Source organism: Enterococcus sp. DIV0174 (assembly GCF_050529065.1).
GTDB classification, from domain to species: Bacteria; Bacillota; Bacilli; order Lactobacillales; family Enterococcaceae; genus Enterococcus_B; species Enterococcus_B thailandicus.
Window position 1 is genome coordinate 1,375,553 of record NZ_CP172881.1, and the last position, 23,017, is coordinate 1,398,569.

Consider the following 23,017-nt stretch of genomic DNA (forward strand, 5'->3'; position numbering starts at 1 on the left):
CGTCTCTTTATTCTAAAGACAAGGCACTAAACGCTAGTGCCTTGTCTTTTTTTATTTATGTTTACACTATTAAATTTGATTCCTTTCGCGTTTTGCTAGATAGGGCATAACGAACCCTAAACCAATCAAAACAACAATTCCAACAATATTGATGATTAATTCATGCCAAAAAAGTGATGAACCAAAAGCGGCATCCTGTGGTAAGACACCAAAAAGAGTTGCAATTATTGTTACAGCAAAACACCAGACACCAACGGCAACAGCAAATCGGTCGTTTTTGATAAACACGTACTCTGATTGGTATTTTTGACTATTTAAACGGATTTTGATAAACGCAAAGAAAATCCAACAAGTCACACCTGGAGAAATAATCCCATTCAAGTTCAATAACCAGTTAAAAATATCATTCATTTCTGGCAAGAAAACACCCAACAATAGAATAAAAGCACTTAACGCAGTTGTTAGAATATATCCATTAATTGGTAGACCATCTTCATTTAATTTTGTTAATTTTTTAGGCATGAATTCTTTACCTGTATCTGAGATAAGCATTCTTGTCATAGCATCAAGTAAAACTGCAAGCAGCGCACACATATAAATAATTTGTGTCACCGCAAAGATATACATCAAGCTATTCCCCATATGAAAAAACTCACCTAGACGTTGAAAAGCATAATAAGAACCATTCATCTTTAGATTATTCGGTAAATGGTGCGCATCGAAGAATACACCTAAAGAAAAAGAACCAAAAACAGTTAAGAAAATAGTCATAACAGTTAACATAATCATTGCTTTAGGAAATTCTCTCTTCGGTTTACGCATTCGAGTAACGAAAGGCGCAACTAATTCTGCTCCATTAATTGCATAAATCAGTAACCCAATCGTCGTTAAGTAATGCAGATCAAATTTTGGCAAAATTGTTTTGAAATTCATTGGTTGTGTTTCAATGTGTCCATTTGGCATAAATAGAGAAGTAAAGGTCATAATAACGAATAAGATTGTCATCACAAACATTGCACCACCGCCAATTGTGCTTAGAACTTCTAAAGACTTCTTAAAATGACGTTGCAAGAAAATAAATGCCAAGAAAATAACAAATGTCAGTAAAGCAAATAACGAATTAGACATTGTGTCTTCCATCGAATCATTTCCATTAATCAACCAACCAAAACCAACTACCACTGCATTAGCGGTGTCAACAACATAGGGGATAGAAGCAGCCCAATAAGTCCATGCCGTAAAATAGCCAAGTTTATCACCACTTGTCCCACGAACCCACGAACTCAAACCACCACCTTCATGATTAAAGACAGACCCAAGCTGACCAACCATCAATGAATAGGGAACAACGTATAGTATTAACAAAATAACCCATGAAGTAATAACACCCATGCCTTGATTAGCAAAATTATAAATAATATCATCAAACCCAATAACCGTAACAAAAGACATTAATGCCAACACGGGCCACGAAATAAAATTTTTCTTTTCTTCCATATACATAACCTCCAGCAAGTATTATAATCTTATTTTTCTGAAAATAATATGAAAGACAATCTGTGTTTCACTTAAAATATAGCGAAAGAACACAAAGAGAACTAAAAAATAAAAATCATCTATAAGTTAAGAAATAAAGCGATTAAAACAATCAATCTGCAAATTTCACTAAATAATCAATAGTTAAGGTTGAAATCCCACAAGCGTTTAAACATAATCAGTAGTTTTTCGATTAAAAAAGTTACAATAATTGTATTGATCACAATACATAAAGATAAATCATTTTTTATAGTATTTATGTTGAGTAAAGATAAAAGCAACATACAAAATTCATGCAAAATAATTTTTAAATGTTGTATTCAGTAATAATTAGCTAAAATTAATATAAAACAGCAATTATTTGATTAAAAGAGTGAATCTCATTCTTATAATCTACTTTGTATAATATATATTATGTAAACTAAAATAAATTTAAAATTTAAATCGCTGTACCAACCCTCCCTTTGTTCCTAAATTAAGCATTATTTGACGAAAATCATTCGTTTTTGTTTTATATACGTAAAACACAGTAAAATTTGTGTTTAAAATTCTGACGTACACTTGTCTTGGTAAAAATGTTTTAGATTTAGCTTGAAACTACTTAATTTCTGAAAAAATGTACCCAAATTCCAAAAATTCGTAGTCAATATTGTCATTTGTTCGTAGGATAAACATAAGATTTGCTTCGCCACGAAGAATTCACAGGTTTTTGGCGTGCTTGGTGGATTAATGGAATCATTTATACAGCTACAAAATTACCAATTAGAATATAGAAAATAATCAAAAACACTGGTTTTAGACATATAAAGTGGAATTATTTTATTATCTGTGTCTTGATTGATTCAGACTAATTAAGCACAAAAAAGAGGAATCTTGGGATACAATTCCTCTTTTGATGGCTTTTTAGGCTACTGACAATAATATATAATTAAGCATTGTAATGTTAAAACTTCTTAATCTAAAAAGAGAGTTTCAAACATTTTTTAGAAAGCTGCTGTCACCTGGTGAAAAACCTCTTTGATTACAGGCAAGAAATAGATCACTCCGGCAGCTCCTAGAACTAAGAATAGTTGTTTTCTTTGTTTTTTTCGTTTCAGCATGCTTGTTGTTTTATGAAAAAAGTACAAAGCACTTTTTGCTAACGCTGTTACTGTCGATAAAATCAATGTTGGTGAATAAGCTGTTTGCTTTTCCGAAGTAACAGCTAGTAATTTCGTCCCATAAGTTGGATACTTGATAAATGCTTGATATAGCGCAATTAAAACAATTGCCCCCATTGAATAATTTAGTAATGAATGAATTTTTCGCAAAAACGGTACCTCTTATCTTTATTATTTTATAAATATTTTTATTTTTGTTTTCTAAGTGTTAAAATTCTCACTTTTCGGAATAAATGTCTTTACTCTGATTGTGACTCTTTTTCTGAATTTGCTTTGTCCATCCATGGGAATTCGAAGCCAATTGTTAGATCCGCTTTTAATACTAAAACTGCATCGAACTTCCCTTTTTTACCAGTAAATCCTTTGATTACCTTGCTGGTCTTTCTTTTCGATAAAAGCTCACGTAGGTTCGTCTTAGTCAGTTTCTTTTTAGCGACTATTGGCCATAATTTGAAGTCACATTCTGCGTTGAGACAACTTGCAACCTTAGGATACAACATCACAACCCCTTTTTGACACTTTGGACAGCGACCCAATTGATCGTTCTTCTTCTCCATCGCCTTAATTTGACGTGTACCGCTAACTTCCTTTGATAAATCAACTTGTTGGATTTGTTGCGGAACTGAATCTAGCAAATGTAAAATAAATTTTTTGATATTTTCCAAAAATACTTCAGGAGTTCCTTGGTTCTCTCCAATTTTTCGTAAATACCCTTCCCAACGCGCAGTCATTTCGGCACTGGTCAATAGTGGTTCACTTGCGACAGCTTTACATAAAGTGATACCTTTTGAAGTAACAAATAGTTCATTTTTCTTTACTTCGATATAGTGACGCTGCTTCAAATTTTCGATAATATTTGCACGTGTTGCTTCAGTTCCAATCCCTTCCACTTCTTTCAATATTTCTTGTGCTTCGTTATCATCTAATGTTTTCCCCGCTGTTTTCATAGCTGTAATCAGCGTCCCTTCATTGTAAGGTTTGGGAGGTTGTGTTTCTTTTTCGAGACGCTTCAATTCGACTTCAACAAAATCACCTTCTTGAATTATCGGCAATTTTTGCAGGTCTTTTTTCTTTTTCTTTCCAGTATTTAAGATTGCTTGCCAACCTTGTTGGATAGGTATTTTGCCAATACTTTTTAGTCTCAATTGATTTACAGCTGTCAAAATAGTTGTTTCTTCATAAATGTAGTTACTTGCAAACATTGCGAGCGTCGTTTGTAGCACCTGCAAATAGACCGCTTGTTGGAGACGCGAAAGTTTAGCAAAACGTTCTTTGGTCGGGATCGTTTTGGTAGGAATAATTGCATGATGTTCCTGTACTTTACTAGCATCAACGTAACGTTTTTTCGGAAAGAGTTCTGGTGTTTCAATCGTTTCAATACCAAGAAATCCTTTATATTTTTCTAACCGTTGAACTAGATAGCGATGTTCATTATCAGTAATGTATGGCGAATCTGTTCTGGGATAGCTTAAAAATTTACTTTCATATAACCCTTGAACCGCTTCTAAAGTTGATTTTGCACTAGCTTTCATCAACTGATTCATTTTCGATTGCAAACTAGATAGCGAAAATAATCGTGGACTACGTATTTGCTTTTCTTTTTTTTCTACCTTGTTGATTCGCCCTTCTTGAACACCCAAATGCGTACCTAATTTTTGTAATTCTTCTGTTAATGCTTCTGGTGTCTTGAAATTTTTTTTGGGTTCCATTTTTCCGATGAATCGCCCATTTTGATGTCGAATTTCTCCCTCACCTTCGAAATAAGGTTCCTTTTTGAAATGATTGATTTCTTCTTGTAGTTTAAAAATCATATATAAAGTAGGTGTTTGCACTCTTCCTAGTGAAAAGCTACCATCAATTCCTTTATTTTGAAGCAACAAACTGTATAAGGGACTGCCATTCATTCCGATTAGCCAATCAGCATTTTGTCTTGCTTTTGCCTCTTTATACTTCGGATAATAGTATTCACCTGGTCTTAAATCTTTAAAGCCATCATAAATTGCTTCTTTTTCTAAGGAATTAATCCATAAACGAAGATATTTTTTTTCTTTGGAAAATGCTTTTGCTTGACGAATAATCGACCAGGCAATCGCTTCTCCTTCTCGATCCCCATCAGTAGCAACAATAATGGTATTTGCAGACTGCAGCTCTCTTTTGACAATTGCAAACTGCGCTCTCTTATCCGTAGGAACTTCATATTGAAAAGTCTCAGGGAAAATAGGTAAATTTTCTAAGGACCATCTCGCCCAACGTTGATCATATGCTCCCGGTGGAACCATATCTACTAAATGGCCAAATCCATAAGTAATTGTTACTTCACCTGTAAATAACGGATCTTTGATTTCATAATAACCATCCCGTTTTTTTCGTTGTTGAAAGGCTTCAGCATAAGCTTTTGCTTGTGATGGCTTTTCAGCTAAAATGACTGTTTTCATAGCTTTCCCTCCGTTATTCAAGCTATTTTCGACTTACCTATTATGAAACAAATTCTTGAATCTGACAACCAAAAAAAGCCTTACCTCATCAAGAGTCTGATAAGGAAAGGCGAAAATACGTTCGTAGTTTCATAAAAATGAAGATTTATCCATTTAGACCATAAATTCAACAAATCTTTGATCCCAAATTTTTTCATAAAATGCAATTGTGTCTTGCGCACTCATAAATGCGTTGTCGTAAGTCGTTGTTAAAGAATGCAGCATCCTTACTTGATAGCCTAGGTGGTGCGCAACTTTGATTGACGTATCAATGCAATATTCTGTTTGTGCCCCACAAATTTCCAGCGTCTGAATATTTAACTCCATCAGCATATTTTGTAGCGCTGTTTCGAAAAAAGCATCCGCATGCGTTTTTTCTACATAACGCGCTTCATTTGGTTGAATAATTTCGGGAATGATTTTCCAAGCCGTTGTCCCTGAAATTAGTTCTTTATCGGAATGTTGAATAAAGATGATTTGCTTTTGTTGTTCTTTATATAAAAGTATACGTTCATTTACTTGTTTTGTTAGCAATTCTAATCCAAAAATTTCAGTTTTATCGTGACAAACACCGTTTTGTAAATCAATTACGACTAGTGCATCACATAGTTGTGCTTTCATACAAACGTCCCCTCATTGTTTTCTACATTATAGCCGATTTAGTCCGATATCTGCCGCTGGCAACACGTATTCAAGCAAAGAGAAATCTTGATTATTATGCACGCGAATTTCCAAAGGGTTTAACTGTAGCAAAGGCTCAAGTTGCCGTTCGAGCATGATTGGCGAATGCGTACTAGTACTTCCAATATTCAATAACTCAATGCACACATCTGGTGATAAGTTAGAAGCAATCTTGGGTACATCTCGATTCAAAAAATAATCGACTAAAACGATGTCTCCTTGAAGTGCATGAATCATGTCTTGATTTTTCGCTAGTTCTACATAAACAAATTTCAACTTATTTTTCAAATCACTTGTCCGAACGTTCCGATAAAGCTGTTTGGTAATATGTTTTCCAAGTGATTGCGTACGAGTCACCAAAAAGACTGTTTTTTTCTTTAACATAGCTATCCCCTCTCTTTTTCAACACTATAAAACTATTTTCAGAAACATTACATTTATTTTCACTGAAAAAACGCTTTTTTTACTTATTATTAATAATTGCAGTCGGTAATTCCTCAATTAGACACACAAAATTGCTTTAAGCTAACTTTAGGTTAACTATGTTAAAATTAATTAGAATAAAAAATGAGGTGAATCAATGATAAAGTTACTCATTGTTGAGGATGAAAAAGTTTTATCTGACAACATCAAAGAGATTATTAACGATCTTGGAGAAGTCGTCCAAGTTTACAATGGTAGTGAAGGGCTCTTTGAATTAGAAAGTGGTATTTATGACTTAGTTATTCTTGATCTGATGATGCCCGAAATGAACGGATACGAAGTTTTAGCCCAAGCAAGAAAAGCAAATATCCAGACGCCTGTCTTGATTTTAACAGCAAAAGATGGTTTAGAAGATAAAATCGAAGGGTTTGAAAAAGGCGCTGATGACTATTTAACTAAGCCATTTTATCGTGAAGAGTTGATTATGCGTGTCAAAGCGTTATTGAAACGTTCTTTGGGACTTTTTAATGAGCATTCACTTGAATACAAAGGTGTTACTTGTGATTTAAATCGTAATGAGGTCTCTTTTAAAGGCGAAATTTTACCAATTCAAGGAAAAGAATTTGAACTCTTAACTTACTTTTTGCAAAACAAAGGTATTATTTTAACAAAGGAACAGATTTTCGATCGGATTTGGGGATTTGATTCCGATACAACATTAACAGTCGTTGAAGTTTATATGAGTAATTTACGAAAACACCTGCGTGAAACGACTCTTGCGAAAGACATCAAAACACTCCGAAACGTTGGCTACATTTTACAGGAAGTGTAACAAAATGAAAAAAATAAAAGACAGATTTCCTAACAAGCAAAAAATCCGTTTCTTTTTAACTAATGTTACTGCTTTTGCTAGTATTTTTATTTTATTAGGCTTTATCACGCTTCAGCTTCTGAACCAATCTGCCTACAGAGAAACTGATTTAAGTCTAACTCAAATTGATGCAAATTCGCGAGCCGTTCAGTTAGAAATTTCTCGTTATGAACAAGGAAACCCCTTTTTAGAAAATTTTCCTGGCGGACAACCCTTAAGTGATCCGGATAACAATCGTTTTAATACCCAAGTTATTTTGTGGTCTGCTTCTGGCGAGATTTTAAATAAAGCTGCTATTGGTGGCCGTTTAAATCAAATCCAAGGATTGAAATTGAATACCAAAAATCTAGATGTTATTCAAAGTATCGATTTATCTGACTCAGAGAACGATCATTCGTTGGCTTTTCGTTCAATTACACGTAAAGCTGAGTCCAATCAGAGCGAAATTGCTTATATTCAAGTATTAGCAAATACAAATCAGATTAAAGATTCTCTAGCTACCTTTCAAACTGTTATGATTATTTGTATGATCGTCTTCTGGCTGATTTCAATTGGTATTAGTTATTATCTATCTAACTTAAGTATGCGCCCTATTCTAGCTTCGTGGAAACAGCAAAAGGAATTTGTCGAAAATGCTTCTCATGAATTCCGAACACCTTTGTCTATTATCCAAAATAGCTTAGAACATTTATTTACAAAACCAAATCACACTGTTATCGAAGAATCAGAAAGTATTGCTCAAGCTTTAGCAGAAACTCGGCGACTTACTGGACTGACGACAGATTTATTAACGATTGCGCGAAATGATTCGAATCAACGGCTTTTATCAAAAACAGCTGTAAATATCCAGCCGTTCATCGCTCAATTAGTTAAGCCATTTCAAGAAATGGCCGAAATGGATGGAAAACATTTCTTGATTGCGAATAAGACCACAGCTACTGTCTTCATTGATGAAAAGAAAATCCATCAAGTATTAGTTATCCTACTTGATAATGCTTTGAAATACACTAGCCAAAGTGATTCTATCTTGATTGAATCACAAATAACTAACAAAGAATGGAAAATTGAAGTTAAGAATACTGGACCAAATATTTCCCCTGAAGAAAAAGCGCGAATCTTTGAACGTTTTTATCGTGAAGATCGTTCTCGTTCAAAAGAAACTGGTGGCTATGGGCTGGGTTTGGCAATTGCCAAACAAATTGTCGAGCAGCATAAAGGGAAAATTTCTGTAAGGGATTATGAACCACAAGGTGTCATCTTCACTGTTGAATTACCCCTAAAATAAAAGAGTTCCGATAGAATCAATTGATTTGATCTCTATCGGAATTTTTTATTTAGATAGTTTAGTCAGAATTGTTTTTCCTGTACTAATACTTTCCTATTCCTGACTTTTGTTTTAGGATAAGAGAAAGAATCAGCTATCGTTTTGCCTGATCTCGTTAATAACCCATCTGCGTTTAGGATTGCTTTATCCAAAGCTGAAAGGAGAACAATTATGGATAGTAAAACTAGAAAACAAGTACAAGAAAAATTGAAACAAAGATTACAATTGTTGCCGCCAATTTTTGAACAGTTCTTGCTTGAAAACCGGGGACACTTATCTTTAAGTAGCCGTTATGAATATGCGAAAGATTTCCATTTATTTACCGATTTTCTAAAAGAATCTTATCCAAATCAAGAAATGGATGATAAATTTATCTTACAATTAGAGAAACAAGATTACCTGAACTTTCTAGCTAGTATATATCGTCATACACGCTCTTTTCAGACAGCCGCTGAACAGCCTGTCGAACAGACATTTAAAAATAATTATCATGGTGTTTCTCGGAAACAATACGCGCTCAACCATTTTTTGAAGTTTTTGTTTCAAAATGGCAAACTAAAAGAAGAAATTTCGTTGTTAGGGACCAGCACCCCAGAGACCACTTCAGCCGCACCACGTTATCTCTCTGCGGATTTATTACTTGATTTTGAAACACTATTCATACCATCTGCAGGATTTGACACAAGCCGAGAAGCTAGTTTTGAGAAGAAAAACCGACCACGCAATCTCGCAATCCTTGCACTATTGCTTTATTGTGGACTCAAAATTCATGAAATTGTTGAATTAAAGAGGAAAGATCTCCTGCTAGAAAAACAGCTGATCCAATTACATCGAAAAGAAAACCGGTTGAATCAAGTACCACTTCCCAATGAAGCATTCAGTTTGCTGACAGCGTACCTCACACTAAATGAATTAGCTGCGGAAGAATTTGTCTTTCAATCATCACATGACCAGCAGATTTCTCCTCGAACGATTCGGCAAATTTTAAGTAAAGTAACTGTTTATCAAAATCTTTCACCAGAGTTGTGTCGAAAAACTTTTCGTTATTATACTGAACAATATTTGGATGATCTCGACGCAGTTAACTATTTATGTGGCAATCGCTACCTTCATCAACATAATTTTCAAGAAGTCTATCAAAAAATGCTGGTATTTTCTTACCGCCAATTTAGCTAAATTGTCTAGAAATCAACCAGCAATAAAGCTTTTTTCACTTTGATTATCTTTTAGAAAGGAAACGTTTTGCTCTTTTATTCACAAAATAATCTGTTATTTTCAAAGCGTTTGTGCTACGATTATAGCGGAATTTGTAACCCTTTTAACAAAAATTTGATGGAGTGTGACCTATGGAAACAATCGAATATTCCCCACTTAATTTATTTACTAATTACGAAGAGGCAGCAAAAAGAACACCAGATATTCCAATTATTATTGACGAACCTTTAGTTGCTTTTCCTGAACTTGGATTTAAAAGCACTTACAAAGAAAGCTATGAAACCGTCTTAACACGTGCCTATCAGTTGGCAGCAATGGGTGTTGGGCTTGGCGACAAAATCATGCTATATAAAAGTTCAGCATTCGATACTTATTTAATGGCAGTTGCTGCTTCTTATCTTGGTGCTGTACCTGTGATGACTTCTTATCACTTACCTACAGCGACAATGGAAGTTTTCGTTGAGCGATTAGAAGATCCCTTTATCTTATTTGACGAAGTTACTGCTGAACGCGTAGCAGGGATTTCAAATGGTTCAAAAGAAAAGCAATTATCAGTGAAAGAATTATTGAACCAATCGGCAACGCCAGTTTCTCAACAAGAACTACCAAAAGATCAAATTGCCTATATGACACATACTTCGGGAACAACAGGCATTCCAAAATTGATTTGTCATTCAGCAAACTCTATGGGCTGGCGAACAAAATGGCAAAAAACGATTTTTACAAAAATTGCAGCAAAAGAACTAGTTGCTTTCCACATTTCTCCCGTCCACTCTCGTTTCAATATCGGAATTTCTTCTTTAATGGCTATGGGTTTCCCAATGATGCCGTTAGCTAATGCACAGGGGGATCATGTAGTTAAAATGCTAACTGAAAATCCACCAATTGCACTAGAAACGCATCCAAATAACTTTGTTCAATGGAGTTTCGTTGCAAAAGAGGCACCAGAAGCTTTTGCTGGAATTCGTTACTACCACTCGACTTTTGATGCAATTAATAATCAAACGATGGCAACTTTTCTTGACACATCTAACACCAAGGATGCTATCTTTTTACAAGTTTATGGTCAAAGCGAATGTGGTCCAATGATTCTCAAAGCACATACATTGGAGTCGCTAAAAACAAACGATGCTCGTGATATGGGCGTTGGTCTTGGTGACTTGACTAAAGCTCGAATCGCAGACGACCAGGGGAATCTCTTACCTATTGGCACAGATGGTCATATCCAATTCTTATCAAAAGGCCGCGCATTGACTTACTACAAAGAAGATGCACGTTTCCAAGAAAATGTTTATGGCGACTGGTGGGACAGTGGTGATTACGGTGTAATGAATGCAGATGGGCACCTTTTCTTAAAAGATCGTCAAGTTGACTTGATCGAAACAATCAATAGTACATTAGCAATCGAGGATTACTTACTTGACTCTCTTGATTTCCTTGCTGAAGTCGTAATCGTACGTGATAAAAATGATTCACCACAGCCAATCATTGCTTTAGCACCTGGAAAAGAAATGGATTGGGACACTTATTGGACACAAGTTCATGAACTACCACGCTTGAATACGCCAATTATTCGCGCATTTGAAGATATTCCACGGACTGCAACAATGAAAGTCCAACGTCTGCAAATCGAACAAGAATTAAAAAATCAATAAATTTTTTTAAACAAACTGATACTTTTGATAACGATGTTCTCTTCGTTGTCAAAAGTATTTTTTATTCCCCCGTTTTTACAAAATTGGCTGAGTTTCAAATCTGCCAATTGGCTGTTTTCATTTTATTTTACTTTCGCTATACTTGCTTTCATGGAGGAAAACAAGATGAAAAGAGTATTAACAATTGGCGGATCTGACCCTTTCGCAGGTGGCGGAATTCAATCCGATTTAAAAACTTTTGAAAACTACCAGCTTTTTGGCTTAAGTGCCTTAACCTGTGTAGGCTTTTTGGATGAGCAAGGCGCATTCCAATTAGAAAATCTATCACCGAGACTACTGAAACAACAATTAGCTTCACTAACAAAAATGACGAGCCTTGATGGAATCAAGCTTGGCTTACTTCACTCAGAAGAAGCCATCACGATTGTACGTGATTTTTTGATACAAAATTCAGAACTTCCAGTTGTCCTAGATCCTGTCCTTGCGTTTAAAGAAACCAAAACGACTGAAAATAAACGTTATATGGATAAAATGATTTCTGAACTTTTTCCTTTAGCAACTGTGATTACCCCAAATTTAAAAGAAGCGGCTTTGCTAGCAAACCAAGATAAGTTGCGCTCACTAGATGATCTTCGCCACGCAGCTCAAATCATCCACGCTCTCGGAGCAAAACAACTTGTGATTAAAGGTGGTCAAGGCATTCATGGTGACTTTGCTATCGATTTATTTTTTGACGGCGAAAAAGAACAACTATTTACTCGTAAAAAATTAACAAAGTCAACTGTGAATGGTGCGGGTTGTACGTTTTCTTCTGCTATTTTAGCAAATTTATGCCAAGGAAACTCCTTGCCTGACGCAATTGCGACTAGTAAAGATTATGTTTATCATTGTATTGAACACGGCATCTTGATGAATGATGGCTCCGGAAGTGTTTGGTCCGGAGGAAAATTAAAGGAGGAATAACGAGGAATGAACATTAGACAAATAACCACTTATGCTATGTTGATTGCGCTAACTGTTGCGCTTTCTCTGACGATTCTTATCCCCGTTCCAGCCACAAATGGTTTTATTACCTTATGTGAAGTTGGGATCTATACAGCAGCTTCGTTATTTGGGCCGATTGGTGGCTTAGTAGTTGGTGGTTCCAGTGGTTTATTGATTGATTTGATTTCAGGTTATCCACAATGGGCGATTTTTTCTCTGCTCATTCATGGGTTACAAGGATTGACAGTGGGTTTGATTGGTCGACAAACAACGCTTCGTTGGTTTCTTGGATTATTAACTGGTAGTGTAGTCATGATTATTGGCTATTTGTTAGCCGGTTGGTTCTTATATGGCTGGCCAGCGGGAGTCGCGTCAATTCCCGGAAATATGATTCAGAACTTATTCGGAATTGCTCTCACCTACCCATTAGTTTCTGGCTTGAAACGATTTCAATTAGGAAAACAACGCTAATCATAGCGAAAGAAGGATGAATAAAATGGAATTAACAAAAGAAATGTTGGCAAAAGAATTAACGGAAATGGTTACTGATATCTTGAATGAAGCAAACCTAAGGGCAGGTGATTTATTTGTATTAGGATGTAGTACCAGTGAAGTTGTCGGTGGACATATCGGAAAAAACTCTAGTGCTGAAGTTGGTCAATGGATTGTCCAAACATTAAAAGAAATCCTTGATCCTAAGGAAATCTCGCTAGCTGTCCAAGGCTGTGAACACTTAAATCGGGCACTTGTCGTGGAACGTAACGTGGCAGAAAAGAAAAATTTTGAAATTGTAACAGTTGTTCCAGCTCTACATGCGGGTGGTGCTTGTTCTGTTGCCGCCTTCGAGCAATTTGCTGATCCAGTCGAGGTCGAACACATTGTTGCACAAGCGGGAATCGATATTGGTGATACGTCTATTGGCATGCACGTCAAGCATGTTCAAGTTCCTGTCCGTCCCCGTTCAAATACTTTAGGTGGGGCTCATGTCACTGCGCTACGATCTCGTCCTAAATACATTGGCGGGCCACGTGCGCAATACAATACTAATGAACGTTAAGTAGTGATTAGCTTCAAGTAATAAGAAACCTTTTCTAACAATCACTTTCCATATGTTTATAAAAAAAGGACTTATTACCGAAGAAGCTGCTTTGGGAACATCATTTATTCAGAAAAAGGAAGCTGGTTTTTTCCCCAGCTTCCTTTTTTCGGCTCCTTTTCTTCTTACACTTTTTCAGATGTGTACTAGAGAACCTTTCGTTGATACATTCTGGCCTCATAAGGTGCAAATTCACCAACAAGACCAAATTGGGGCTCATCTAAATAATTGGTTAATACCAGTGACCAGTCTTCCGCTAATTTTTCAGTTGTTAGATCAAAAGTTGTCTTTTCCATCGTTAAGTTTACCATAATCAGGAATTGTTCACTAGATTCTATACGTTCGTAAATAAATAACTGCTTGTGTTCAGGTAAATATTCTTTGAATTCACCTGTAATCAATGCAGTATGCTGCTTTCGTAATTGAATCATTTGTTTATAAAAAGATAAAAGTGAATTTGGTTCTTTTTCTTGCGCTTCGACGTTGATAACTTCCTTATTTGGATTAACAACTAACCAAGGATCATGTGAAGAGAAACCAGCAAATTTTTCATCCGTCCATTGCATTGGTGTCCGGCTATTATCTCTTGTCGTGCTACGAATGATTGCCAATGATTCTTCCGGTGTGCGCCCTTCTTGAAGCAATCGTTGATAAAGTTTTCTTGAATCAAGTGCATCTACTTGTTCGATTGATTCGAAAGCCATGTTGGTCATTCCAATTTCTTGTCCTTGATAGATAAATGGTGTCCCTTGTAAGAAAAAATACATCATTCCTAACGCTTTTGCAGACTCCAACCAATAATTCTGGTCATTGCCAAACGCAGAAACGCTTCGAGGTACGTCATGGTTTTCCATATAAAGTGCATTCCATCCTTTTCCTGCTAAAGAGTTCTGCCACTGACTTAATGCTTGTTTCAGTTTGACAACATCCAGCGCACCTTGTTCTTCATGGTTCCACAAAGAAATATGATCGAACTCAAAAATCATATCAAAATACCCAGATTCACCAACCCATTGTGGGCCTTCCGTTGCAGATACACCACTTGCTTCACCAACAGTCATGATGTCATACTCGTTAAAAATGGTTTTTAGTTCGGTCAAATACTTCCCGATTCCGGTTACATTTTGAAATGGTGAAAATGGATTAGCTGTTGCTGGAACAGCATAGTCTGCTTTTTTGATATGTGAAATGGCATCTAATCGAAAGCCATCAATTCCTTTTTCTAGCCACCAGCGAATCATGGTAAATAGTTCTTCTCTCACTTTCGGATTTTCCCAATTCAAATCAGGTTGTTCCTTGGCAAAAACGTGTAAATAAGATTGTCCGCTCTCCTCATCATGTGTCCAGGCTGAACCACCAAAAATGGACTGCCATTCATTTGGAGCTAACTCTGATGTGCTATCTGCCCATAAATAATAATCACGGAAAGGATTATCTACCGATTTTTTTGATTCAATAAACCATTTATGTTGATCGGATGTATGATTGATGACCAAGTCCATAATGACTCTGATTCCCATTTGATGTGCTTCAGCCAACAGCAAATCAAATTCTGCCATTGTTCCAAATTTTGCTAAGATTTCTTGATAGTCACTGATGTCATAACCATTATCAACAAATGGAGAAGAATAAATAGGATTGATCCAAATGAAGCCAATCCCTAACTCTTTTAAATAACTTAATTTTTCACGAATTCCATTAATATCACCAATCCCATCTTGATTGCTATCTTTAAAACTCGCGGGATAGATTTGATAGCCTACTTCTTGTTGCCACCATTGCACATTTTTTGTCATGCGGATGTCCTCCTTCACCTTTTCATCAATTATAAACGAAATTGCTTCCTATAAGTCTTTGTTACCGTTAACAAAAAAGAATTAAAAACACGCAAAGAAACACTCAAAGCAAAAAACATACGTTCATTGCTTTGAGTGTTTTAGTAACTATTGATAACTTCCTATAGATAACGAGCAATCAACTGGATCATTTGTTTAGGAAATTCTTGGAGATCTGTAATATCAAGGAAACGACTTTCACCGTAAATTTCTTTAATTTCTTCTTTATCTTGGCCAATCGCCGCAGCAATGAAAATAATTCCTTGTCGATCATATTCTTTGATGACTTCTTGAATGTCTTCCTTTGCTTTTTTTCCAGTATAATCTGGAAGAGCTTTTGGCTGTCCATCACTAATATTCAACAATAACTTGGTAGTTGCCGTTTGTTGGTTCAACTTATCAGCAACCACTCTTAAAACAGCACCGTCGCGGTTATTTTGGCGTGGTTTCATTGTCACCAATTTCTCATCCAACCATTGAAAAGTATCAGCAAATTCTTTATAAGAAAAAATCGATGTCTTTTCACGCACGGAAACATCTGCTGTATCACCATTGATCATCAGTGGGATATTGACACGTTTAGCAAATTCCGCAATCGCAATCGCGGCTTTTTTTGCTGCTTCTATTCGATCTTCGCGAATCATCGAACCTGATTCATCTAATCGAATAGCAACGGCTAGAGACGGTTGTTCATGTGGCGGATTTTTTTTGTCAAAATTACGCAAATCACCATATGCAATGCGACTAGCATTAAAGCGTTGCCCTTCGTACTTACCTTTTTGATAACTTGTGCTTTCTTCGCTATCTAAAAGTTCTAATACTTGTCGACTTAATGAATCGACGACTGGAAAGACTTGGGCTCTGATTGCTCGTGCTTCATCGCTGTTTATTTGATACTTCGGTCGGTGAACGATCAATCCTTCTTTTTCATGCATCGTGCCTTTCATGATTTGGCGCGCTTCTTTGTTCAACTCTTTTTTCATTTCTTTGTCATGGGCGTCCATGTCAGCGGCAGACATTTCAGCAGACTCATCTTCCGCACTTTTTTCTGTCTGATGTTTTCCTTCGACGTCACTGCTTCGTTCTTCTTGAATGTTATCTAGATTCTCAGATTCGTCTGTCTCTTCTGGAGTTTCTTTATCAGCCATTTCTTCTACTTTTTCAAGTGTAGATAGTTCTTGTTCTGCTAAAGTCAATTCTTCTGGAGCAAGCTCTTCAATCTGGCGCTCTTCTGCTTCTAATCCGCTGATTTTTCGTCCACGGACTGTTGGTGCATCAGTAGCTTCGCCCCACTTTTTTGCTCGAAGCAACTCTCTCAATTCAATTAATAACCCCGTATCCTCTAAAGCTTGAAGCAAAATCTTTAGTTCATCTGGATCCGTTGTCAGTTTATATAAGACTTTTGGGTAGATAGATTGTAATAAATCTTGTCCTTGCTTCATCGTATTCACCCAATAAAAATAAGAACGCATTCCTGCGACACCTTTGATCGCGTTTGCTTTGGCTGTTTCGTCTAATAATCGAATAATTTCTGCCATTTTGAATAAAATAGCTGAGTCTTGAATTCCTGTTTTCCCAACAGCACGTTCGACCATTACTTCGAGACTAGGTAAATCCATTTTTTCTGCATGCTGCATTCGGTCACGCAACGATTCATTCAGTGGTCGATTTCCTTGATAGTTTCGGTTCGTCGTAATCACAACTACGCAGTCAGGATGGCGACGGACGATACCAGCGGGTAAGTTCAACATACCATTTGGTTCCAAGGCTGAGTTTAGCGCGACTAAGACAGACGCATCTCGAATCACTGTTGGCTCTTGGATTTCAAGTAAATAGCCTTTTTCCATCGCACGGACGATTTCTGAAGGGTAATATTTATAATGAATAGGTGTTGTTTCAGATTTTGCTTCAATTTGTTGTACAAATTCAGCTAGTTTTTCTCGTGCTGAAAGTACATCTAATTGGTAATGTGATTGGACTAAACGTAAAACAGCATCAAAACTCTCGGTTTGAGAGATGGCTTCCAACAATTCTTGACTATCCGCATCGACAGATTCCACTACTGGTAATAACGCACCAAACACATCTGATTTATCCATATCTGCAAAACACGTCACCTTTGTATAAGGTAATTGCAAATCAGCAGATAACGCCTTAGCTAATTGTGTTTTCCCAGATCCGGCACCCCCTTCCAATAAGATATTCATGATTTTCATCTCAGGATCGAGCCAGTTTTCATTGATTTCTGTTGCAATTCGAATTTCTTCCACACTTGTTCGGTGACTTTTTGGTTTTTGCCAAATCATCTGTTTTTCTAGGCGTGAAAATACTCGGTCTTGCGTAAGTGAGAACTCTCCCATTATGCAACCTCCTTTAACGATTCGACGAGTTTAATAACCTAATTCTTCTAGCAAACGTTTTAAGATGCGGAATCGTTCACCAATGAGTTCACCATCTTTTTGTAATGTATCATAGTAAAGAATAATATCCTCATCAATCTTAGGATTTTTTGTATCGACTTCAACAGTCATTCGGTTTCCCTGCAAACCAATGATATCGACCACTGGGTTTTCAGGATCATAGAATTTTTTATAACGATACGCATCTTGGAAATACAAACTTCCTTGAGCTGCTAAAATTGCTAAATCTAAAATGCGAGTAATTGGTAATTCTTCTGATTGACGTGACCATTTTTCCCCTGTATGACGCCAAACTTTTCCAGAAATATCGACTTTTCCACGATCATTCCATTGTGCTAAACCAAGAGACAAGCCTTTTGCATCTGTATCTAGTGCATTACGGCCATCAACTTTATCATAATCTTCAACGACAAGAACAGGTTTGTGTTTTAAATTTGTTGGGATTTCCATAAGAAACACTCCTTTAATATTTATGTTAGTAATTTACTAAATTACTAGCGTAGTAAATTACTAACGACCAATAAGATTATAAGCCTATAGACAAAAAAAAGCCAGCAAACAAATTTGTTTGCTGGCAAAATAAATAAAATAAGAATTATTGCGCTGAAATAGCAAGTCCTACTGCTTTTTCTCCAAGATGCGTTCCAATTACCGGGCCAAAGTGACCAATCTCAATTTCTGCATCGGGGTATTTCTTTTGTAATTTTTCTTTTTCACTGATTGCAACATCTAAGTTATTCGCATGGATCACATACAACTTAACTGGTCCTGCAATTTCAGTTTTTCGTTGGCCAATAATATCTTCTGCACGGGCGAATGCTTTTTTGCTTGAACGAATCTTTTCAAACAAAACGATTTTCCCATCCGTAAAAGTTAAGATCGGTTTAATTTTTAACAACCCACCAATCAACGCTGCACCATTTGTTAAACGACCTCCGCGCACTAGATTGTTCAAGTCATCAACTATCAAATAAGCGTAAGTATTATCGCGAATATGATCAATATGTGAAAGGATCTCTTCAAGTGATGTTCCTTGATCATTTAAATCCAAGGCAGACTCAACCATGTGTCCCATGGGCATGCTTGTAATTTTCGAATCGTATGGAATCACCGTTAACCCCTTCACATCTTCTTTCATTGCAAACAATGTATTAACAAAACCCGAAATGCCAGAAGAAAGGTGGATACTGATTATCGTGTCATACCCTTTCGCCTTTAATTCGTCATATAATGCCAAAACTTCTCCCACAACCGGCTGAGATGTCGTAGGGAAATCTTTACTGTTTTTTAGAAGACCATAATATTCATCAGCTTCAATATCGATACCTTCATTATAAATCTTCCCATCTAAAATAACTGGGATCGGAATTACATATAAGTCGGGATGGTTCTTGATACGTTCCGGCAAATAAGCCGTACTATCAGTAACAACTGCAAGTTTCATTTATCTATTTCCTCGTTTCAAAGAATTTTTCCAGACCTTATAACTATAGCATAATTTTGCTTGTAGATAAATCTAAAATCCGTTTCTATCAAAAAAGACTGTCACAAAAATCGCTTTTTGTGACAGCGTATAGTTAAGAATAATAAGCAACTCTTTCCTCAGGCGTTCCGGCGATGCAATAGTGAGTGGATACCACTTTTACCAAACTGAGCGAAAAGAAAAGTCACACCTCCGACTCCTGTAATCAACACACAATAGATCACAGCGTTCGTCTTGCTTTCTAATGAGAGTTGCGTCTGCAATAAAAAGAACACTATCATACATACAAGTAACATTAGTGCTGTCGAACGAACTGTTTTAAGGAAGAAGTCTTTGATTCTGTATAATGGTGCTATTTGATACTCGTGACACATGTACCAATAACCACGGATAAACACATACCCAAATGCCAATCCATTTGACAAACTCATCCCATAGCCACCAAATAAAGCTAAGAAAATGACTTGGAAAAGAACTTTTAAGACAATTGCTTGTACCGTTAGCCGGATAGCAAACAAATGGTGATTCAATGACTGTAACATCGTTGATAAAATTGTAAATAATGAAAAGAATAGCGAAGCTAGTAACGCTAATTGGAAATACCCCACACTCTCAGGATCATAACCAAAGAACAGTGTGTACAATGGTCCTGCTAATAAAGACATCCCTGCAAGTGATGGCAATAAAATCAAAATCGCGATTGAAAAACTATCTCCAACCGTTTTTTCAATTTGTTTTCGGTTTTCTTTTTTCAAAGTGCTTAATAATGGCAAACTACTGATTGCTACGGTACCAACCATTGAAATCAAAATCAAGGTCAACTTGTTCGGATTCACTGACGCTCGACTAAATAAAAACTCTAACTGTTGATCTGCGAGATCTGGACGGAAAAAATGTAATAACGGCTTCATCGTTACTTGGTCGATCATTTGTACAATCGTAATAACTGAACCAACAAAGATAAACGGAAGTGTTTCACGTATAATAGCGCTTGAAGCACGACGATTGTCTTTTTTGAAATAACGGGTAGATATCAAGAAATCTTTCAATCTAAAGTAATCTTTATGTCGTCCCACTACATACATATGGAAAATCGCAGCTAAACCACCGAAAAACGACGCGACGGTACTGACTAAAACTGCTTCTAAAATCGTTCCATTCGTTAGGACACGCAAATAATATGTCCCAGCTAAAATAACCAGAACTCGAATTGCTTGCTCAATAATCAATGAAGTTCCATAAGGGCGCAAGTCATTCTTCCCTTGAAAATATCCACGCATTGCACTTAATACCGGAATAGCGACCAATGAAGGACATAAACTACGAATCGCTAAAATCCCATTATTCACATTGGCAATTGGACTGATTCCTGCCAGTGCTGGCGCAAATAAATACATCAAAACAGCCGAGGCAATCCCAATGACAAACATGATATTAATCGTACTGCGAAAAATCACTCGACTTTCTTGTGCATCTCCTTCTTTCGTTGCAATGGCAACTTTTTTCGCGATTGCGTTAGGAAAGCCAACTGTTCCAAGCATCAAGAATAATCCATAAGGCAAATAACCGACATTGTAGAGAGTTGTAGCCAACATCCCATCTTGATTATCACCCATCATCATTAACCAAGGAATTAAGTACACAACACCTAAAACCTTACACAACAAATTGGCAAACGTTAACCAAAATGTTCCTTGCATCAATTTTTTATTCATCAAATCTTCCTCAACTATATATTAGGTTCTAAACATCTTTTACATTATAGCAAAAAAACAAGAACAAGTAATCCCAGCATTGCTTTTTCATTTCATCAGCCTGATTATCTCAGCACACAGATTCCACAAATGCCAATCAACCTTTCAATAAGTGATTTTCTAGCTAGACTGTTTCAACTATTATGCTATACTTTTCTCATAACGAATTTCATTCGTTATTTAGACAAGTCAGTTGGCGGAAAACAGACTGCTTGTCTAGTTCAATATTCTTTGGGGACAACCAGTGGTCGGTTGTCTCTTTTTTATAACATTTTAATCATTCAGGTTGAATCTATCGAAATCAGCTTTCTTTCATTCGCTTGCTGAGTTAAATACTATCATTCATCCAGCTACAATCAAGTTTGTTAAAGGAACCTTAACACTTTCTCCACTTGTCAAAATTCCGGCTGAGAACCGTTGTTCAAAATGAATTTATCTAACACTCTTTGTACCAATCATTTGTTTCGTTTATTTCAAAAAAAGTCTAGAACATTAATCGAAATGATTATGCTCCAGACTTTTTTAAAATACACAGCGTTTTCAAAAGTTATTTTCTTGGAAGCACGCTAACCCCTTCCAAAAACAAAAATAGGTGAGTTATTTCCGGATACTCTTGCTTATTTCTCAGAGCTGATTGTTTTTGACCCAACCTCTTTTAAGAAAGTTATTTTTATTTTAAGATAAGTTTTCACCATTCGTTTCAATCACTTTTTGATACCAATAAAATGATTTCTTACGACTGCGGTTTAACGTACCATGCCCTTCGTCATCACGATCAACGTAAATAAAACCGTAACGTTTACTCATCTCACCTGTTCCTGCACTGATTAAATCAATGCAGCCCCAAGGTGTATAGCCAATCAAATCTACTCCGTCGTCAATTGCTTTGTCCATTTCAACGATATGTTGTCTAAAGTAGTCGATGCGATAGTCATCTTTGATTGTGCCATCCTCTTCTACTTGATCGAATGCACCCAAGCCATTTTCTACTACCATCAAAGGAACTTCGTAACGAGAATAAATTTGATTTAAGGTATACCGCAAACCAACTGGATCAACTTGCCAACCCCAATCGCTGGCTTTCAAGTATTCATTCGCCACACCACCAAATAAGTTTCCACCCGTAGTATCTTCACGGTCCTCAAGGTTAGCGGCAATACAAGTACTCATATAATAACTAAATGTATAGTAATCAACAGTGCCTTCTTTTAACAATGCTTGATCTTCTTCAGTTATTTCCAATTGAATATCATTTTTTTCAAAATAGCGTTTCATATAATACGGATACGTACCTTTAACTTGGACATCACCACAGAAATAATTCAAACGATCATTCAACTGTTGTGTTCTCAGCACGTCTTCTGGGCGACAGGTCTTAGGATACATCGTAATGTAGGCCAACATGCAACCAATTTTAAACTCTGGATTGATTTTATGCCCCGCAACCACTGCTCTGGCAGATGCTAGAAAGACATTATGCAATGCTTGATATTGTTCCGTTTCTGTATACTCACGGTTAAACAAACCATTGATTTGCTTGCCATGCTCTAATGTTCCAAAATTGATTTCATTAAATGTCAGCCAATACTTCACCTTATCTTGATAGCGTTCAAATAAAGTCGTTGCGTAACGTTCATAAAATGCAATTGTTCGCTGATCTAAAAAACCATCGTAGCGTTTGCCTAATTGAAACGGTAATTCAAAATGAGAGATCGTCACTAAAGGTTCAATCCCATACTTGTGTAATTCATCAAATAAATCATCATAAAATTGTAATCCTGCTTCATTAGGTGTTTCTTCATCACCATTTGGAAAAATCCGTGACCAGGCAATCGACAAACGATATACTTTAAAACCCATTTCTGCAAACAGGGCGATATCTTCTTGATAGCGGTGATAGTGATCAATCCCTGTATGGCTTGGATAATAGTACTTCTCTTCATCGATTACTAAGTCGAATGTTCGCCGTGTCCCTGCTGTTCGACTACCTGCTCGATTATGATCACTGATTGAATCTCCTTTACCAGCAACATTCCAAGCACCTTCACATTGATTGGCAGCTGTCGCGCCACCCCATAAAAAATTCTTTGGAAAACTCATTGATCT

General features: G+C 36.4%; 17 protein-coding genes and 1 pseudogene. 7 read left to right on the top strand and 11 right to left on the bottom strand.

Features of this window, described 5'->3' with window-relative positions:
- Positions 1-69: 69 nt before the first annotated feature.
- From IGJ93_RS06590 to IGJ93_RS06610, 5 genes are all read right to left on the bottom strand, one after another.
- Positions 70-1,497, bottom strand: coding sequence for an amino acid permease (locus IGJ93_RS06590; RefSeq protein WP_071868385.1), 1,428 nt, complete (start codon positions 1,495-1,497; stop codon positions 70-72).
- A gap of 1,022 nt (positions 1,498-2,519) precedes the next feature.
- Positions 2,520-2,813, bottom strand: coding sequence for a hypothetical protein (locus IGJ93_RS06595; RefSeq protein ID WP_172843746.1), 294 nt, complete (start codon positions 2,811-2,813; stop codon positions 2,520-2,522).
- A gap of 122 nt (positions 2,814-2,935) precedes the next feature.
- On the bottom strand, positions 2,936-5,131 hold the full coding sequence (gene topB / locus IGJ93_RS06600) for a type IA DNA topoisomerase (RefSeq protein ID WP_270492601.1): 2,196 nt from the start codon (positions 5,129-5,131) through the stop codon (positions 2,936-2,938).
- A 153-nt stretch (positions 5,132-5,284) separates the two neighbouring features.
- Entirely contained in the window at positions 5,285-5,791 is a 507-nt protein-coding gene (locus IGJ93_RS06605; protein WP_086270932.1) for a cysteine hydrolase family protein, read from the bottom strand.
- Between the two features lie 27 nt (positions 5,792-5,818).
- Positions 5,819-6,235 carry a hypothetical protein gene (locus IGJ93_RS06610; RefSeq protein ID WP_075491164.1) on the bottom strand — a complete coding sequence of 139 codons (417 nt, stop codon included), beginning with the start codon at positions 6,233-6,235 and terminating at the stop codon, positions 5,819-5,821.
- Between the two features lie 196 nt (positions 6,236-6,431).
- Here IGJ93_RS06610 and IGJ93_RS06615 point away from each other — a divergent pair, with 196 nt between their 5' ends.
- The 7 genes and pseudogenes from IGJ93_RS06615 (at position 6,432) to IGJ93_RS06645 (ending at position 13,380) form a co-directional block, all read left to right on the top strand.
- Positions 6,432-7,106 carry a response regulator transcription factor gene (locus IGJ93_RS06615; protein WP_075491162.1) on the top strand — a complete coding sequence of 225 codons (675 nt, stop codon included), beginning with the start codon at positions 6,432-6,434 and terminating at the stop codon, positions 7,104-7,106.
- A gap of 13 nt (positions 7,107-7,119) precedes the next feature.
- Positions 7,120-8,430, top strand: coding sequence for a sensor histidine kinase (locus IGJ93_RS06620; RefSeq protein ID WP_373270177.1), 1,311 nt, complete (start codon positions 7,120-7,122; stop codon positions 8,428-8,430).
- Positions 8,431-8,640: 210 nt separating this feature from the next.
- Positions 8,641-9,645 (top strand): tyrosine-type recombinase/integrase, encoded by a 1,005-nt coding sequence (locus IGJ93_RS06625; RefSeq protein ID WP_270659991.1) that lies wholly within the window; start codon positions 8,641-8,643, stop codon positions 9,643-9,645.
- A gap of 170 nt (positions 9,646-9,815) precedes the next feature.
- Positions 9,816-11,339 carry an AMP-binding protein gene (locus IGJ93_RS06630; RefSeq protein ID WP_218657810.1) on the top strand — a complete coding sequence of 508 codons (1,524 nt, stop codon included), beginning with the start codon at positions 9,816-9,818 and terminating at the stop codon, positions 11,337-11,339.
- A 165-nt stretch (positions 11,340-11,504) separates the two neighbouring features.
- Positions 11,505-12,319 (top strand): annotated as a pseudogene (locus IGJ93_RS06635) (bifunctional hydroxymethylpyrimidine kinase/phosphomethylpyrimidine kinase).
- On the top strand, positions 12,309-12,794 hold the full coding sequence (locus IGJ93_RS06640; protein ID WP_067482070.1) for an ECF transporter S component: 486 nt from the start codon (positions 12,309-12,311) through the stop codon (positions 12,792-12,794). Before IGJ93_RS06635 ends, IGJ93_RS06640 begins: the two are co-directional and overlap by 11 nt.
- 25 nt (positions 12,795-12,819) lie before the next feature.
- On the top strand, positions 12,820-13,380 hold the full coding sequence (locus IGJ93_RS06645) for a TIGR01440 family protein (RefSeq protein WP_067482072.1): 561 nt from the start codon (positions 12,820-12,822) through the stop codon (positions 13,378-13,380).
- A gap of 185 nt (positions 13,381-13,565) precedes the next feature.
- Here the strand turns inward: IGJ93_RS06645 and IGJ93_RS06650 are convergent, their stop codons facing one another.
- From IGJ93_RS06650 to IGJ93_RS06675, 6 genes are all read right to left on the bottom strand, one after another.
- The gene (locus IGJ93_RS06650; RefSeq protein ID WP_285700412.1) at positions 13,566-15,215 is read right to left on the bottom strand and encodes an alpha-glucosidase; all 1,650 of its coding nucleotides are present in this window, start codon (positions 15,213-15,215) and stop codon (positions 13,566-13,568) included.
- Between the two features lie 161 nt (positions 15,216-15,376).
- On the bottom strand, positions 15,377-17,614 hold the full coding sequence (locus IGJ93_RS06655) for an AAA family ATPase (RefSeq protein ID WP_430596884.1): 2,238 nt from the start codon (positions 17,612-17,614) through the stop codon (positions 15,377-15,379).
- A gap of 30 nt (positions 17,615-17,644) precedes the next feature.
- The gene (locus tag IGJ93_RS06660) at positions 17,645-18,124 is read right to left on the bottom strand and encodes a DUF6530 family protein (protein ID WP_067482078.1); all 480 of its coding nucleotides are present in this window, start codon (positions 18,122-18,124) and stop codon (positions 17,645-17,647) included.
- Between the two features lie 145 nt (positions 18,125-18,269).
- Positions 18,270-19,118, bottom strand: coding sequence for a DegV family protein (locus tag IGJ93_RS06665; protein WP_086270928.1), 849 nt, complete (start codon positions 19,116-19,118; stop codon positions 18,270-18,272).
- 158 nt (positions 19,119-19,276) lie between these two features.
- Positions 19,277-20,872, bottom strand: coding sequence for a putative polysaccharide biosynthesis protein (locus IGJ93_RS06670; protein WP_285700417.1), 1,596 nt, complete (start codon positions 20,870-20,872; stop codon positions 19,277-19,279).
- 714 nt (positions 20,873-21,586) lie between these two features.
- Entirely contained in the window at positions 21,587-23,011 is a 1,425-nt protein-coding gene (locus IGJ93_RS06675) for a glycoside hydrolase family 1 protein (RefSeq protein WP_086270927.1), read from the bottom strand.
- Positions 23,012-23,017: the final 6 nt, after the last annotated feature.